The organism is Microcoleus sp. bin38.metabat.b11b12b14.051, from assembly GCF_013299165.1.
Lineage (GTDB): Bacteria > Cyanobacteriota > Cyanobacteriia > Cyanobacteriales > Microcoleaceae > Microcoleus.
In genome coordinates this window covers 18,929-35,426 of record NZ_JAAFKD010000008.1, presented here as the reverse complement: position 1 = coordinate 35,426, position 16,498 = coordinate 18,929, and the positions used below count along the sequence as shown (strand labels likewise).

Sequence of the window (16,498 nt, the reverse complement as noted above, 5' to 3'; positions counted from 1 at the left end):
AACAAAAGACAATTTGTATAACCTTAATAATTGTAGCAAGACTTTTTCAAATTGGGATAAGATTCGGCGATTTAAATCGCGACTATACAAACAAAGTCCGCCTGCGCGGACGGAGAAATAAACGGTATTTAAGCCAGACTTTGTATTATCATGAAACTCAATTATTGATTTTATGGAGCGTCATTTTCTGAATCATCAGAGATGTCAGGCTTGTGTTCGGGTAACTTTTTGGGATAAGATTCGGCGATTTAAATCGCGACTATACAAACAAAGTCCGCCTGCGCGGACGGAGAAATAAACGGTATTTAAGCCAGACTTTATATTATCATGAAACTCAATTATTGATTTTCTGGAGCATCATTTTCTGAATCATCTGAGATGTCAGGCTTGTGTTGTGGTAACTTTTCTTGCCGGTTTTCGGTCACTCCTATAGACTCATATTCTTCGTGGATAGCAGAATCAATTGCCGCCAACCTTTGAGGATTGGTATCCCACTGGTTGAGAATGTCTTTAATTAGCGCTTCCCTAATCCAAACTTGAGCGACAACTGTGAGGGGAAGGGCTAGCAACAAGCCTAAAAATCCAAAAAAGGTGGCAAAGAATACTTGAGCTATCAATGTTACCGCTGGCAGCAACGATACTTGCTGTGCCATGACGTAGGGAGTGAGGATATTGCTTTCAAACTGTTGAATTAGAAAGTAAAGAATCAGGACTAAACCGGATTTTAAGGGAGAGTCTAAAAGTGCGATCGTCATTGGCGGGATGACACTGATAGTGGGGCCAATATTCGGAATTAAGTTCAAAAAACCTGCTACTACAGCGTGAGCTAGTGGCAGAGGAACTTGCAAAACCGACAAACCAATTAAGCTCAAAAAAGCAATCACACTCATGCTAATTAACGCACCAATAACCCATCGACCTAGAGCAATTTCGCATTCATCTAAAATACCCTCGACCCGCCGCCGATAAAACGAGGGAAATAGTTGTATAAATGCTTTGCGGTAAGAGAGGGGATCTGCTAAGGTCATCAAGGTCAAAACTAAGACTAGCAAAAAGCTGAGGATCACACCTAATGTGTTGCCAACAAATGCTCCTGCACCGCCCACAAGTTGGTTGGACAATGGTTGCAGTTGTCGCATAATATCGTTAATATCGAGATTCGGCAACCGTTGTCCAATTTGTCCCGAGAAGCGAGTTTCGATTTCATCTACCCAATCATTTAATCTTGCTATTCCTTGAGGAGCTCTTTGGGTAAGTTGTTGGAATTGCAGGGCGAAGGGCGGTACAATGATCAGGAATAAGCCTACGAAGACGAGGAATAAGAAGGTAATTGAGCAAAGTACGGCGATCGACCTTTTGAGTCGGAATTTTTTTTGTAAGTACCGTGCTAGTTTGTTTAAGGCTGTGGCTAAGACGATGGCGGCAAACAGCAGCAGTAGAGCCTGCCTGATTTGCCAGAGGATGTAACAAGATGCGATGAGGGCTAATAAGCCCATCCACTGTCCTAGCTTCATTAGATTTTCGATCTTATAACGGGGAATTGCCGACGTTGCTTGACACGCTTTTGAAATCGCGTCTCTACAAGATAGCTTAGATGCGATCGCCTTTTTATAATATACCCCTAGGACGGAGCCTCCTCAATTCCCTTTGGCGAACACCTGCTGCGCTGTCAGGTTCAATTCTGGGAAAGTTGGGGACTCAATCACCTCAGCCCCTCGAAACTGTTTAACTTGATATTCCCCATCAATGAGTTGGTAAACCGAAAAAGTTGGTTGCTTAGGATTACCGATAAACCGTCTACCACCCAATCCTAAATAGTCTACAATCCAATATTCTTGGATACCCATTGACTCGTAAGCCTCTAGTTTTAGGGAATAATCATCCGCCCAGTTTGTGCTAGTGACTTCTACGATTAGCGGGACTGATGAACCCATTGTAATAATTGATGATTTCTCCCATCGAGGCTCGTTTACAATGGTTTGTTCGTTGAGTACAATAATATCAGGCTCGTATCCAGATTCCTCGCTGATGGGTTTGATGACAGATTCTTTGGGGATGAAGTACGGCAATTGTAGCCGTCTGATTTCAAAATTGATATCTGCTAAGAGAAAACCTGTCAGTTTAGAATGTTGGCCTGTTGCTTTTGGCATTTCAACAATCTCTCCATTGTGGAATTCGTAGTGGTGTTCTGAGTTTTCAGGATACCAGTCAATGAATTCATCGAATGTTACAAATTCTGGCAGGGCTTGAATCATGATGATGGCCTCAAGTTTGGTTGTGATGGTTGTGCTGGGCTGGGAATTTATTTGCCTTTAGATCCCACATTCCGCACGTCAATTTGTAGTATGCCAATTAATACGAAAATTCTGAGTTTTTTGACGTTTTATTTGTCTCGTTTGCGTATAAACACTTGGTTGTTTTTTGTTTTAGTGTTCGCTAAGCTACTCAATAAATATAATAATTACATATTACATCTTGAAGTGCGGAATGTGGGTTGTATATACAAGAGCGCTGAAGCGCAACAACGTACCTTTATTTAATGCGATCATTGCATAAGTCTCGTTCAAGTCTTTCTCGAACAATTTGTTGATAAAAACTCTCTAAAGCTGTCACACAAATTTTATCGTCAAACAAACGATCATGTCGCTGACTCATACGTTGTGCAATACCTCGCCGCCACTCTGAATCTAAACCCAACTTGACAGCAATGTCAATGTATTCCTTTTCATTTTGAGCAATGGTGTCTCTCACTCCCAGCATCTTTAGAAAGCTATAAGCCAATACGGTTTACTTAAGACTATTTATGCCCCGGAGATCCCCCTAAATCCCCCTTAAGAAGGGGGACTTTGAGAGCATTCTTGTCCCCCCCTTTCTTAAGGGGGGTTAGGGGGGATCTCTCTTAAGTAAACCGTATTGAGCTATAAGCATGAAGTAGCCGTAGGGTGCGTCGCTATCGACCATCCTCAAAAAAGAGCGACAATCTCATAGCGACGCACCTGTTATTTTCGATGCCCAGGAAACAACCCTCCGTTTCACTCCGCCCAACATTCTCAAAAACATTTATTAAAATTGCTTTAACTTTCAAGTCTTTCTCGAACAATTTGTTGATAAAAACCCTCTAAAGCTGTCACACAAACTCGATCGTCAAACAGATAATCGTGTCGCTGACTCATGCGTTGTGCAACATCTCGCCGCCACTCTAAATCTAAACCCAACTTGACAGCAATGTCAATGTATTCCTGTTCATTTTGGGCAATTGTATCTGTCACTCCCAGCATTTTTAGAAAGCTATAAGCGTGAAGCCCCCGCATAAATTCTCCCGGACAGGTTACTATAGGTAAATTACAGGCGATCGCCTCCAACGACGTATTTCCCCCCGACCAAGTGAAAGTATCCAAGAAAACATCGGCAAGAAAGTTCATTGCTATATACTCTTGTCGAGTTGCAATGGCTCGAAACAAACAGTAATCTTCGCTGTCGAGCTTGACAGCAGCAAAAGCCCGCTTGAGCCGTTTTCGCAACAGTTCGCCGCGCGGGAAAATAAACTGAGCTTGCGGAACGCGACGGGCAATTTGTGCTAATATAAAATCATATTGCGGTAAGTATTTGAAAGGAGCTTGGCAGCACAAATAAATGACTGCATCTTCTCGGAGGTCAAAATCTAAGCGACTATTATTTAATTTTCCCACGGTTGGCTTCGGGTAGGAAACGCCAATATTAGGCAACTTAATTAACTTTTCTGAATAATGCAGTTGTGCATTTTCCGGTTCCATCAATTCGCTGGAAATAAAATAGTCAATAGTAGGCAAACCAGAGGTTACAGGATGTCCCCACGCCGAACATTGCACTGGGGCGAGGCGCAAAGCTGCGATTTGGATCGTTGGTGCATCCATCCCAATTTCCGGGAATACCAAAATGTGCAATTTGTCATCAATGATTTGTTGGCATACGGCTTCTAAGTTGTGAGGAATGTGCCGAAATACATGGCTGTATTCGCGAAATTGTTCTGTAATTGGATCGGGTTCATTGCCAGTATAATAACAGTAAATTTCTAATTGTTTTGTGTCAGCATAACGCAACCAGCCTGTCAACCATAAAGTTCCGCTGTAAGAATGCAGGTAACTAGAAACATAACCGACTCTAATTTTGCCATTTTCCGGGAGTGGAGGCATGGGTTGCGATTGCACCCACTGGGGATAGTTTGCAACCATAATTTGATGAACTAAATTCGCATATTTTGATTGCGATTCCACAACATTGTGGGCTTGATATGCTAGGTAAAAGTTAGTAAAACTCCTCAGGCCACAGCAAGCATTTGTTTTGTCTTCTGGAGTAGTGAGAGATGTTTGCTCAATTAAGTTTTCTAATTCTCTTACAAATCGGTGACGGTAAAGCTTAATTTCTTCTGTATCCTCGTAAATTATCGGTAATGTTAAGTGTTTCAAAAGTTTAAAAACGTATTCATTCGGGAGAATGTCAGCGGCGATTTCTGCCTTTGAGATAGCTTGTTGTGTGCGTCCGTTTTGCTGGCAAATTTTAATAAGTTCAAAATGCAGTTGTCCTGCTGTCCGGTGATAGCGAATTCCGCATTCAAGGGTAGCGATCGCTTCTTCTATATTGTTAACGTTTCGCCAACACTGGCTGAAGTTAAAATACAGTTCTATATCTCCTATCTGAGATGCTAAAAGCTTTTGATAGAGCTCGATCGCTGCTTCATATCTACCTTGAATGTAGAGTGTGTTGGCAAAGTCGATCGCCCTTGCTGTTTGGGATTCCAGGATTAATTCGCTAAGTTGCGCCTGTTCCAATACAGGAATTTTGTCAGCCCCGGATTCGGCTAGTGCTGTTTGATTTTCCGCAGTCAACCTAATTCGATATTGAATCTGTGGTACAAGATTTTGCCACTGGCTTTGACTGAGGTTTTCTAATAAAATAATTTCCGGTTCGTCACTAGGCTCTAAATCTTCTTCCATGCAGAGATTCATCAGAATCCCGGACAAAATTAAATGAGCGTCTAACTCAGAGTCTTCTGAGATTTCGGTGCTATCTATTAAAAGAGCTAGATTATGCCGATCGCGATGAGTGACAATACTTTTAATAATCGCTGCTAACTCTAAATAGAGCAATTCTTCTGCTTGGCTCCAATCGGGAAAAATCAGCAAGTTTAAGGGTTTGAGATTGAACGTGGTTAAATCCATGCGATCGTCTGTCCTGTATTATTGGGTATTCTGGGGATTATGCTGTTTTGTGCGGCTCCTCAACTCCTACCTGGGCTGCTGTTGCCATGCCCGCCACCCAAGGATCGCAGCTAGGATGATGCTGGGGGTAAACACGGCGATGATGGCGTTGAAGTCGCTTGAGGCTATGGATAAGCTGGGCCCTACGTATTTGATGGCAAGGGTAAGGGCGGCGGAGAAGGAGAATACTTTGAGGATGGGGCTGATGTTGGTGTTCATGGATGTGGTGGTTGGTTGTATAATCTGGTTTTGGGCGGGCGTTGGAAACTTTGACCTTAACTATTATGGCAATGCTGTGGTCTAGTTGAGTGTGGGGTTTGGCCAAAAGCGCGATCGCCAGCATGGGTACATAAGATTGCTTGTTTTCAGCACCGCCTAAATCAGATACCTTCTCATCCTACAATTAAGGTATGTCACCGCGCAATTTCTTAGTATCAGAGGCAATGTAGAAGAATGGATAACCAAGAATTTGAGATAGTAGAAAAAATTCGCCAGCAATTTGACAATGCTCCTTATCCTAGAATTCCACTTGAACAATCTCCTAAATCTAACTACGATATTCTTTATGTTCATAACCTTGTAACTGCTTACTATTTAAGAAATCAAAAAGTTATTGACACTGAAGGAAAAGTCATTTTAGATGCAGGCTGCGGCACAGGTTACAAATCATTGGTTTTAGCAGAAGCCAATCCTGGAGCCAGAATAGTGGGCATTGACTTGTCAGAAGAGTCTGTAAAATTAGCCAAACAACGCCTTCAATATCATGGTTTTGACAATGCCAATTTTTATGTCATATCACTAGAAGAATTACCTAGCTTAGGCTTAGAATTTGATTACATTAATTGTGACGAAGTGCTTTATCTCTTGCCCGATATAAGAGTGGGATTGCAGTCTATGAAATTCGTGTTAAAACCTGATGGTATTATTCGCTCAAATCTGCACAGTTCAATTCAGAGAACCTCTTACTTTTGCGCTCAGAAAATATTTAAGCTAATGGGTTTAATGAATGATAATCCCGGCGAACTAGAAATGGGATTAGTTCGAGAAACGATGAAATCCTTGAAAGATAGAGTTATGCTTAAGGTGCTATCTTGGAGCGATCAAAAAGCAGAAGAAGACGAGTGGATTTTAAGTAATTATTTATTGCAGGGGGATAAAGGGTATGATATTACTGAAGTTTTTGCCGCCTTGATATCTGCTAATTTAGAGTTTGTCAGCATGGTGAATTGGCGGCAGTGGGAATTGACGGATTTGTTCAAAGCTCCAGATAACTTACCGATGTTTCTAGAAATGAGCCTGCCAGAAATTTCTATGGAAGAGCGACTCCATTTATTTGAGCTGTTACATCCTGTCCATCGCCTGATTGACTTTTGGTGCGGTCATCCTAACAAAGCTCGGCCTTTTTTGCCCGTTTCCCAATGGACCCAATCAGACTGGCAGGTAGCGCGAGTTCACCTGCATCCTCAATTGAAGGTTCCCCAGGTAAAAGAAGACCTGCTCAAGTGCATCGCTAAGCAACAATCTTTCACGATCAGCCGTTATATCCCTTCACTTTCCCAAGTTCCGATCGCCGTCGAGAGTATGGTAGCAGCTTGCCTGCTACCTTTGTGGGAGGGAGCGCAGCCGATGATGTCCCTAGTCCAACTGTGGCTCAAGCTCAAGCCACTGCATCCTGCCACCCTAGATCCCGTGAGCCACGAGACGGCTTTTGAGGAAGTGCGGCATCTCTTAAGTAGCCTGGAAGCTTTTATGTACCTGCTTTTGGAACGATCAGCTTGAAAGTGAAAAAAAAATTGGTCGGGAGTGATATGAAGGCGGGGAAAACTGGGTAAGTTAGCTTTACGAGTTAGAAATCAGTCATCCCACGCCTCTAGGAGAAACAAACCATGAAAACTGAATTAAAAGCTAAGTTCCTGCATCACCTCAATCAAAAAAGACAAGATAAGGGTTTTACCCTGATTGAACTGCTGGTAGTTATCATCATCATCGGTATTCTGTCTGCTATTGCTTTGCCTTCCTTCCTCAACCAGGCGAATAAAGCCAAGCAGTCAGAAGCTAAGCAGTACACAGGTTCGATGAACCGCGCTCAGCAAGCCAAATACGCAGAAAATGGTGCTTTTATAACATCGGTTGATAGTCTGGGTATGGGTATCAAAACTCAAACTTCTAACTATACATACACAATTGATGGTGCCAATGCTAAGTATGTTGGTAATCAAGCAATCTCTGTATCTGACTCACTGTTATCGTATACAGGAACTGTGGCTCTGGTAACACCTACGGGTCAGACTGATGCCACTACTATAGCAGTATTATGTCAGGCTAATACGGTAGGAAAAACGGCTCTGGCTACCAGTGTCGCAACTGCCACTTCCTTAACTTGCACAAATGGAAGTGAAGTCACTAAGTAAGACAAGTATCAGATAGAGAATGGCTCTTGCCAGCCTAGCATCAACGTTTTCAGAAAGAAAGTGGGTAGTGTTTGTTCATGCTACCCACTTTCTTTTAATAATTTGAATGACATTTTTTGGACAAAACATCTCGTAATATCAAAGCAGGATATAAGACAATATGGTTTAGATAAGGTCAATCCCCCTAGCCCCCTAAGAAAAAGGGGACAAAAACTTGCTCAAAGTCTGCCTTTTTCAGGGGGATGCGAGGGAGATATCCGGGCAATTAACATTGTCAAATGAACTGTATTGGGATATAAAACTATAAATTTCCCATCGCTCTTACTGTACTTTGCTTCATTCAAGATGGCATCAATTAGCTTGCTTATATGACTGTTCAATACTTACCTACTGAGCCTAATAATGATTGGGAGAAACAAGCCAGTCAATGTTTAATCCAAGGAGATTACACTCAAGCTGCAAACCTTTATGAACAGGCAATCGAAGCGGAACCCGACACAAAATCCTACTACTGGAATTTCGGGCTAATATTGCTATTGCAGGGGCAAGAGGCAGAAGCTCAGACGACCTGGCTGCTAGGCATGGCAGAGGGGGAACCAGAACAAGTCGAACTGTGGACTGCGGAACTGATACAAGTTCTGCAAGCAGAAGCAGAGCGCAGAGGTAATCTCGGTGATTATTCGCTCTCTTGGGTGATTCGACAGCACCTACGTGAAATCAACCCTACGGATATTAACAATCTGTTGCATATAATACGGCTCTCCATCCTGCTTGAGACTTATACGGGAGATGACTTGATTGATCTAGACTTGTTCAATATACTCAAGTCGGAACCTCCAATTAAGCTAGACTCTGAGCTATTGATGCAAGTGTTAAAAAGCGTTTTAGATTATGACTCTTTGCATCCCTATTCTTTGGAATTCACGGAAGCCTGTATACCTCATGTCCACAACCCTCAAGTTTTTATTGAAATAGTAGTAACAGCTTCAGTTCAGATTGCATACTCGGCACAAATACCAGCACTGCCAGTACGCTTCGCTGAGCTAGCTCGTAGTTTAGACGATCAAAATCTAGGAATATTGCAGCAACTGGCTACTTATTACCAAAATTCTCAACAATACGATCTGGGCATACAAGTAGCTAAGTTGCGTTATTCCTTATCAGATGAGTTAGTAGATAAAGTTTTTTCCAACCATCAGATTATGCGCGGTTTGATGAGTGCAGGTGGATATTGGGAAGATGTTGATTCAGTTATCGCGCTACATAAATCTCTACTGGACTCACTAATCGCTGAACAATCAAGATCGATTCACCCAGTGACAGTTCAAAATTTATTTCTTACCTCTTTCTTTTTACCTTACTTTCAGGACGATCCAAAAAATAATAGGCAAATTCAAAACCAAGTGTCTCAGTTGTGCCAAGCTAATGTTCAAATCTATGCTCAGGATCAGTCTGAGAAATACCGACAGCGGCAGTCATATCGTAAAAGCAGCGGTAGTGCTACTAAGCCCTTGAAGATTGGCTACTTATCTAGTTGCCTGAGAAGGCATTCTGTAGGCTGGTTGGCGCGATGGTTGTTTCAGTATCACGATCGCGATAAATTTCAAATTTACGGCTATTTTATAGGCAACAAAAAAACGCAAGATTTTTTACAAGAATGGTATGTAAATCAAGTTTTCAAAGCATCTGAGGAGACCTTGGTAGGTCTGGAAATAGCAGAGCATATTGCTAACGATGAGATTGATATTCTCATTGAACTCGACAGTATCACTGTAGATATTACCTGTGAGGCGGTGGCGCTTAAACCAGCTCCTATTCAAGCTACTTGGCTGGGATGGGATGCTTCAGGGCTGCCGGCGGTTGACTATTTTATTGCCGATCCATATGTTCTACCGGAGTCTGCTCAAGATTATTACAGTGAAAAAATCTGGCGCTTGCCTCAAACTTATGTAGCTGTAGATGGTTTTGAGGTAGCTGTCCCTACTCTGCGTCGGGATCAGTTACATATTGCTAGCGATGCGGTGGTGTATCTAAGCGCTCAGAAGAGCTACAAACGCCATCCCTCGACAGCGCGACTGCAACTTAAGATTTTGAAGGAAGTGCCGAATAGTTACTTTTTGATCAAAGGTGCGGGAGATGAAGAATCAATCAAGAACTTCTTTACTCAAATGGCAGAAGAAGAAGGTGTGGCGGGCGATCGTCTGCGATTTTTGTCGGAGGTAGCAGTAGAAGCTGTTCACCGAGCTAATTTGGGCATTGCAGATGTCGTTCTTGATACCTTTCCTTATAACGGTGCTACCACCACCTTAGAAACTTTGTGGATGTGCATTCCTCTCGTGACGCGAGTTGGTGAGCAATTTGCGGCCCGTAACAGCTACACAATGATGATGAATGCAGGGGTGACAGAGGGAATAGCTTGGACTGATGAAGAGTATATCGAATGGGGGATTCGTCTAGGGAAAGACCCGGCTTTGCGGCAGCAAATATCTTGGAAACTGCGGCAGTCTCGACAAACGGCTCCGCTGTGGAATGGTCAGCAATTTACGCGAGAGATGGAAAAAGCTTACGAGCAAATGTGGCAGATATATATTGACAAAAATCATTGATGGTGCTAATCCGAGTGACTAATTTGTACACTTAGTTGCTGGACAAACTCGCTAGATTCATCAGTTACTCTGCTGCATAAAACTGTCTAGTTCAAATGAGGAAATGTTCTTTGCTTGAGTTTGTGCGATCGCCTCTCTATTCTCATTCTCCAACACAATTAGACCGTAAATTCGAGGTATCAAAGCTGACCACTGCATTTCGCTCAAATGCCCAATTAGTGAAATTTCTGGCCCGTCGGAAACGTCTAAATCTTCTTCCATCAAAAGATTCATCGCTACGCTAGATAAAGCGAGATTGGCATCTTCGTCAGAAATGTTGCTGCTGTCTACTAAGAGAGTCATCTTGCTTTTGTCTGGGTGAGTTGCGATCGCCCTGATAACTCGTCCTAATTCCAAACCTAAAGACTCTTCTGACTGCGACCAATCTGGAAAAACAATTAAATTAATCTCTTTCAAGTTTAAACGTATTAGAGTTGCCTCAATCAGTGCTGTACTAACCGTTTTTGCCATTTTTGACCAAGAGAAATTTTTAGCTTGTTCCAACCCAGCGGCAATCAATGAATTCCTAATTTTCGGTTTTTGTACCTCACAAAGTGCATCGGCTAAACCCCCAATATCCTCATCATTCACATATAAAGCTGCTTCCCCCGCAACTTCAGGTATAGACGCATTGGGACAAGTAATGACGGGACAACCGCAGGACATGGCCTCTAACACAGGCATCCCAAAACCTTCATACTTTGACGGATAAACCAGTGCGACAGCACCAAAATAAGCTACTCTCAATTCCTCATCGCTCAGTTGCAGCATATGCACGGTACTCCCTGATGTACAAGCTCTCAATTCAGCGTTCAATAATATCCCCATGCCCGTACAGATAATTTCAAAGCCTTGTTTGGTGTAAAGTTTAGCAAAAGCTTGGAAGAACAAAGGTGCATTTTTATAGTTGCTTCCTGCACCGACCAAAATAAAGTAAGGCTTTGAGATACCATACTTAGTTTTAAAACCATTAATTTCTTCTGGACTAGCAGGTGAGAAATTATTCGCAACTCCGCAAAGAGCTACAGTTACTAAATTAGGAGGAATTTGCGGGGAAAACTTGACTAAATCACAAGCTGTATTTTCTGAAATAGAAATATAAGCAGATGCGTGACCGATAGCATGATGCTTTTCCCTCCACATCGGTTCATCAAAATTAGCACCTAATACTTCTGGGATCATGTCATAAGCCATGAATACAGAAGGTGTTGATATGGGCGTTGTGTAGTAGCTAGAGATAAATAAGTCAGCGCCTGTTTCATCGCATACTTGCTGTAGCATTTCCCTATCAGTATCTGTTGTTCTGTAGTCATAAGCTGGCACACTACAATATGTAATTCCTGGAACTTTTGGAGCTGATCCCACTCTATCAAGTACCACTATATGCTTAGCAAAACCATCTTCTGCCCATTGTTCTAGCAGTGACTTCCAGACGCGGGCTATGCCTGTGCTGTAGAGTTGGAAAAATACACCATCTATAATAATTGTAGGAGATTCTATTGGGGTTATTAAAGTTTGATTATGTAACTGAGAAGGTTCTACAAATCTCCAACCAGTTCCGTTAGAATCTCTTCGTGCGATCGGGACTATACCGCATGACTCAGCATTATCTACCGTTGTGCCATCATGCACCCAGGAAAAATACTGCCTCAGTCGAACTGGAAATTGAGTCTGCTGCTGCAAAGCTTTCCACTGCGATCGCGCATCGGTATAGCCGTAATATTGTTCTTTAAATCTTAATTGCTCTGGCGTCACATAGGCGAAGTGCTGGAAAATCAACCCCAGATTTTCGGTTTCTTCGTGTAGGAAAGAGTTTAATTCTGAAACATTTCTAAACTCACCATCTGGTAAAGGTTCAGCTAAAATTGGCGGTTCGTGGCGTACCCAGACATAGCCAGGTTTAAATCTCCAGGTTCGCAACCATTCTTGTGCTGGATTCTGAGCATAACAGTTGCGACTGCTGATCACCAAATTCTCTCCGACAAAATACCAGCACCAATAGAAAGCCGCTGTTTTTTCAGGATGATAGATGAACATCTGTCGCGCTGTGCAGATTTGCTCGACAGTCCACAATTCATCAACATCTACTTGCCATAGCAAACATTCCTCATTAATATTTTCTAATGGTGCATTAACCATTTCACGTTTGCCTTCCCAGAAAATACCCTCCGGTTTACGATAAACTGTGACGTTTTCTGGATATAGCTGTGCCAATTCGTCTAGGTATTCTGCTGTGCCGTCATTGCTGCGTCCCTTGCAGTGGATTTCATCGGTAATACGTCCGCCATTTTGTAAAGACCACGCTGTATCATGCTTCAAGTCCGCTACACCCTCAACTATATGCCAATGCCATTGATAAGGTAGTTGTTTGAATACTTCTATGTGATATTTTATGAATGGTTCACCGTTGAGAACAATAGTAAAAAAGTGAATCGGTAATTCTAGTGATGAGGGAGAGGCACAGGCCGTCGATTTTTTCTGACCGCAGGCAAGAGTTGATGAATACTCATGATTGACTAGACAATGTTTGGCAATATTATGCCATACACGCTCAGAACCCGGCCAAGCAGCTACAACGTCATGAAATGCTATCCAACCATCTTCTTTTACGAGAGGAAATGACTGTTCAAAGTCTTTTAATACATCTAAAAATTGGTGAGAACCATCAATAAAAATAAAGTCAATTTTGTTGCCCTTGGTTAGTTCAAGCCACTGGCTTAACACTTGATGAGAATATCCCTCTAAGGGTACTACATATTCATATAATCCATTTTTTTGTAAATTTTGCTGCCAAATATCAAAGAAATTTCTATCTGGAAAGTCAATATCGTTACCATCCCATGTATCAATACAATAAATTTTTATATTTGTTCCTATACAGGCATAAGCCATAGCAACTGTGGAGCGTCCTTTATACGATCCTATTTCCACGACTACAGCATCATTAGGGAGAGACTTTACCTTATTAAATAGGTATTCTTCTTGCCCTGGAACCATGAAACCTTCAATGGCTTCAACAGCAGACTGAATGATTGTATAACTTGCTGGTGGAACAGTAACTTTTTTGAGAATTGCGTAGGCATTTATATCGGAGTCTGAAATGTTATTTTCCATTGTTTACCGCCTGTCTTTACCTTGTTTGTTGGATTTGCGTTTCCTGAGATTAAGCATCTGAACAGTTAAAGCTTTAAATTATTTTAATTAAACGTCTAATTACTAAAATTATACGTAGCAGGTAAATTGTCCTTCATATTTAGAAAAAAAGTTAGTGATATAAATCAAGGCTTCTTGAGGAGATAAATTGTGAACTTTCTCTATATCAGCATTCCACGGAAATTTATTTTTCCGGTCGGGCTGTTCGAGATATCCCCTTCTGTAGGCTTCCTCTGGTGTAAGTGAAGGTGCTGGAGTGATTTCTTGAGGAATCAAGAAAGCATTATTATAATGTAACTCTACCAGAGCATAATTATATTTTTGGCATAAAATATTTAACTGTGAAATACTTTGACCAAAAAAATGATCGTTATTCCAAACATAATTTTGGCTATAGTTAACAGTAAACTTTAGAGGTGGTGGGATCTTCTCATTGATTTCTACGCAGAGCAACAAAGGTCTAAATGAACTCAGTATTTGGTCTAAAACAAAATAATCATAACCATCTATATCAAGATTAAGAAAACTAAAATTTTCGGGGACTTGATGTGTTTTCATAAGAGCAACTACGTTCTCAGGTGTCACCATGCACTTACTTAAGTTAATTTTTTCAAATTCACTATACCTAAGTGCTAATCTTGTAAATAGTTGGCTATCATATTCTATAGCTAATCCCGCCCATCCTTGCTTGTATAAAAAATAAGTGTTTGACATAGTTATTCCATCACTAGCAGCTATATCCACACAGTATTTGTTTTCTATATTTAATTGGTTTAAATATTTATCAATAATAGTTTCTTCGTCTAAATATGAATATTTCTGAGTTGCAGCGTCTAGATTTTTGCTATCTGCGATTTTAGGGCTAGCTAGCATCAATACTTTAACAAATGCTTGAGGATCGGAGGCATAACGCTGACAAGCTGTGGCAAATTCTAGGGTAGATTGTTCGTAGGGTACACAATTTAAAATGCTTTGAAGAACTTGTAATAGTAAATCGGAATTAACGGGGTATAACTCTGACCGCAACAACTCAACAATTCCCAAGGATATTAGATCTTGATTTATAAAAGTATTTATATTAATGGAAAGCTCGACAATCTTTAACAGATTATTTATATCGGTGGGAGCTATTTCCCGGATGTGTTGCCGGAGTATCCGAGCAACAACATAGTCGGTGAGTAATTCTCGGCGCTGTGCTTCGGTTTGTATAACTTCTATTAGTTCAGATGTGCATTCTTCGATTTGTTCGGCATTGTCCTCAAATATACCGGTGAACCAGACTGTTAGAGCTTCGGCTTCTTGCTCTTGCAAAAGCAGCATCAACCCCAAATGCCAATAGTGGGATTTGATATTTGGTTCAGCTTCTATAGCTTGCTCATAAATACTCGCTGCTTTAGAATAGTCTCCTAAAAACAAGCATGAATTACCTCTTTGTTGCCAATTACTTTGATCGTTAAACACACATCTGGCATTGTAGCCGCTGCTGTATTCTCGAATTTTAGCAATAAGAGGTAATGAACTTAGTCCCAGCTTAACTAGCTCTGGAATTTGCGCTAAGCTCTCTATAATATTGTCAGCCAAGTTATATCTTATATCGTCCCCATATTGCAGGGTCAAATATACTAGAAGTTCCAGAGCATAGTCAGGAAAGTTCATAACATCAGCGATACAAGCTAATTTTAGTATTTGATCGGGTGTCTTTAATTCTGTATTCAAGTCTTCCCGAATCAGATCCCGAAAATAAAAAGCATCAGACCAGACTAAGACTCCCCAATGGTCTGTTGACGCTACAGGCATTCGGCGACCGTCACGATGCATATTACATAAATCAAAAAGTGTAAATCCTTGTTCTCTCAGGTACACATCTACATCCCCAAACAAAGGTTGACCCTTGTATATTTCTGTAAACTCTACTTCTGTTACAATCGCTAGAGTGCTGCTTTTTAAAATACTAGAAGCTCCTTTTAAAACCAGAAGCTCTGCCCCCTGAACATCTAGTTGTATAAAATCAATCTCGTTAACTGCTTCTGATTGGCAAAAAGAATCTAAAGTTGTCATCTCAACTTCCACAGTAGAAACTAGCTCAATTAGCTGAGAATTTCCGACAAACCGCTCAATATAGAAATCGCTGGGAGGATATAGCGAACTGCAACCTGGGTGTTTAGTAATGTAAATTGTGGATGTTCCGACACAATTTCCCAGAGCTAGTGGAATATGTTTTTCAGTCCAATTTATTTTTCGAGATTCAAGAGCGGCGTTAGCCTCATGACAAGCAGCTTCATCAGCATCGAATCCATAGATAGTAAGATTAGGTGCAAAAATATCCCACCCCTGACTCCCATAGTCATCTTTGTCTGCGATCTTACGAGACCCAACGAGGCATACTGTTACGTGAATATTATCTAAATGTCCGCTTTTCTTTAGGCTCGAAACGAAGATTGCCATACTAAAATCTTGAAGTCAAATAAATTTATAATTGACGATGATATTGGTAGATATTGGGATGGCAGAGAAGCCAATGGAGGGGATACATCTGAACTCGCCCTCCCCCTACTTTTTCCCCTTGGCCTGAGCCAACAGCGCCTGATAATCAGCCCGATCGGGATTTAGCCTCACCAACGTCTCCAAAGGCTCGATCGCCCCCAGCTTATCATTCATCCGCAACCGCACATTTGCCAACCCCTCCAGAGCCGTCTGATTCCGAGGTTCCCGCTGCAAAACCGTCTCATATTCCCGTTCCTGCACGGCCAGCAGAGGTTCCTGGGAGACAACAGCAGCCGCCACTGGTTTTGGTTGTTGCTGATGCTGGCTGCTCAAACCGCTGCTGAACAGACTCACCATACCAAAAATCGTAGAACCAGCAAAACCAGCCATTGATACAAACGCAAAAATCTGCTTAATTCGATCGCCCTTCCGAACCTGACTATCACTAGATTTTTTCTGTATACTTTCCATTGCTAACTCTTGCTGTCGCTGTTTTCCAGGCACTCGCACTCGTACCTATCTCTAGATTGCCCAAGTTCGATCGCAAAACGATCGCCCTTCTTGATTT

Annotated in this window: 11 protein-coding genes; 3 read left to right on the top strand and 8 right to left on the bottom strand. The window is 41.7% G+C overall.

The window, feature by feature from the left end:
• Positions 1–338: 338 nt before the first annotated feature.
• The 5 genes from QZW47_RS10915 to QZW47_RS10895 all read right to left on the bottom strand — a co-directional run bounded on the left by QZW47_RS10915 (position 339) and on the right by QZW47_RS10895 (position 5,580).
• Entirely contained in the window at positions 339–1,514 is a 1,176-nt protein-coding gene (locus QZW47_RS10915; protein WP_293126992.1) for an AI-2E family transporter, read from the bottom strand.
• A 123-nt stretch (positions 1,515–1,637) separates the two neighbouring features.
• Positions 1,638–2,255: a Uma2 family endonuclease gene (locus tag QZW47_RS10910; protein ID WP_293126990.1), complete on the bottom strand. Its 618-nt coding sequence runs from the start codon at positions 2,253–2,255 to the stop codon at positions 1,638–1,640.
• Between the two features lie 277 nt (positions 2,256–2,532).
• The gene (locus QZW47_RS10905; RefSeq protein WP_293126988.1) at positions 2,533–2,781 is read right to left on the bottom strand and encodes a hypothetical protein; all 249 of its coding nucleotides are present in this window, start codon (positions 2,779–2,781) and stop codon (positions 2,533–2,535) included.
• Positions 2,782–3,074: 293 nt separating this feature from the next.
• Positions 3,075–5,198 carry an O-linked N-acetylglucosamine transferase, SPINDLY family protein gene (locus QZW47_RS10900; RefSeq protein WP_293126986.1) on the bottom strand — a complete coding sequence of 708 codons (2,124 nt, stop codon included), beginning with the start codon at positions 5,196–5,198 and terminating at the stop codon, positions 3,075–3,077.
• A gap of 37 nt (positions 5,199–5,235) precedes the next feature.
• On the bottom strand, positions 5,236–5,580 hold the full coding sequence (locus QZW47_RS10895; protein WP_293126984.1) for a hypothetical protein: 345 nt from the start codon (positions 5,578–5,580) through the stop codon (positions 5,236–5,238).
• 110 nt (positions 5,581–5,690) lie between these two features.
• Here QZW47_RS10895 and QZW47_RS10890 point away from each other — a divergent pair, with 110 nt between their 5' ends.
• The 3 genes from QZW47_RS10890 to QZW47_RS10880 all read left to right on the top strand — a co-directional run bounded on the left by QZW47_RS10890 (position 5,691) and on the right by QZW47_RS10880 (position 10,254).
• Positions 5,691–7,016, top strand: a complete 1,326-nt coding sequence (locus tag QZW47_RS10890) for a methyltransferase domain-containing protein (protein WP_293126982.1) — start codon at positions 5,691–5,693, stop codon at positions 7,014–7,016.
• Positions 7,017–7,123: 107 nt separating this feature from the next.
• Entirely contained in the window at positions 7,124–7,648 is a 525-nt protein-coding gene (locus QZW47_RS10885; protein ID WP_293126980.1) for a type IV pilin-like G/H family protein, read from the top strand.
• Positions 7,649–8,016: 368 nt separating this feature from the next.
• Positions 8,017–10,254 (top strand): O-linked N-acetylglucosamine transferase, SPINDLY family protein, encoded by a 2,238-nt coding sequence (locus QZW47_RS10880; RefSeq protein ID WP_293126978.1) that lies wholly within the window; start codon positions 8,017–8,019, stop codon positions 10,252–10,254.
• Positions 10,255–10,314: 60 nt separating this feature from the next.
• Here QZW47_RS10880 and QZW47_RS10875 read toward each other — a convergent pair whose 3' ends face one another.
• From QZW47_RS10875 to QZW47_RS10865, 3 genes are all read right to left on the bottom strand, one after another.
• Entirely contained in the window at positions 10,315–13,407 is a 3,093-nt protein-coding gene (locus QZW47_RS10875) for a class I SAM-dependent methyltransferase (protein WP_293126976.1), read from the bottom strand.
• A gap of 108 nt (positions 13,408–13,515) precedes the next feature.
• On the bottom strand, positions 13,516–15,891 hold the full coding sequence (locus QZW47_RS10870; RefSeq protein ID WP_293126974.1) for an FkbM family methyltransferase: 2,376 nt from the start codon (positions 15,889–15,891) through the stop codon (positions 13,516–13,518).
• 105 nt (positions 15,892–15,996) lie between these two features.
• A complete protein-coding gene (locus QZW47_RS10865; RefSeq protein WP_293126972.1) occupies positions 15,997–16,434 on the bottom strand; it encodes a tetratricopeptide repeat protein in 438 nt (145 codons plus the stop codon).
• Positions 16,435–16,498: the final 64 nt, after the last annotated feature.

Bases quoted from the DNA above. Each gene is read 5' to 3' on its own strand.
- QZW47_RS10915 (WP_293126992.1), bottom strand. From the start codon at position 1,514: ATGAAGCTAGGACAGTGGATGGGCTTATTAGCCCTCATCGCATCTTGT.
- QZW47_RS10910 (WP_293126990.1), bottom strand. From the start codon at position 2,255: ATGATTCAAGCCCTGCCAGAATTTGTAACATTCGATGAATTCATTGAC.
- QZW47_RS10900 (WP_293126986.1), bottom strand. From the start codon at position 5,198: ATGGATTTAACCACGTTCAATCTCAAACCCTTAAACTTGCTGATTTTT.
- QZW47_RS10895 (WP_293126984.1), bottom strand. From the start codon at position 5,580: ATGCTGGCGATCGCGCTTTTGGCCAAACCCCACACTCAACTAGACCAC.
- QZW47_RS10890 (WP_293126982.1), top strand. From the start codon at position 5,691: ATGGATAACCAAGAATTTGAGATAGTAGAAAAAATTCGCCAGCAATTT.
- QZW47_RS10885 (WP_293126980.1), top strand. From the start codon at position 7,124: ATGAAAACTGAATTAAAAGCTAAGTTCCTGCATCACCTCAATCAAAAA.
- QZW47_RS10880 (WP_293126978.1), top strand. From the start codon at position 8,017: ATGACTGTTCAATACTTACCTACTGAGCCTAATAATGATTGGGAGAAA.
- QZW47_RS10875 (WP_293126976.1), bottom strand. From the start codon at position 13,407: ATGGAAAATAACATTTCAGACTCCGATATAAATGCCTACGCAATTCTC.
- QZW47_RS10870 (WP_293126974.1), bottom strand. From the start codon at position 15,891: ATGGCAATCTTCGTTTCGAGCCTAAAGAAAAGCGGACATTTAGATAAT.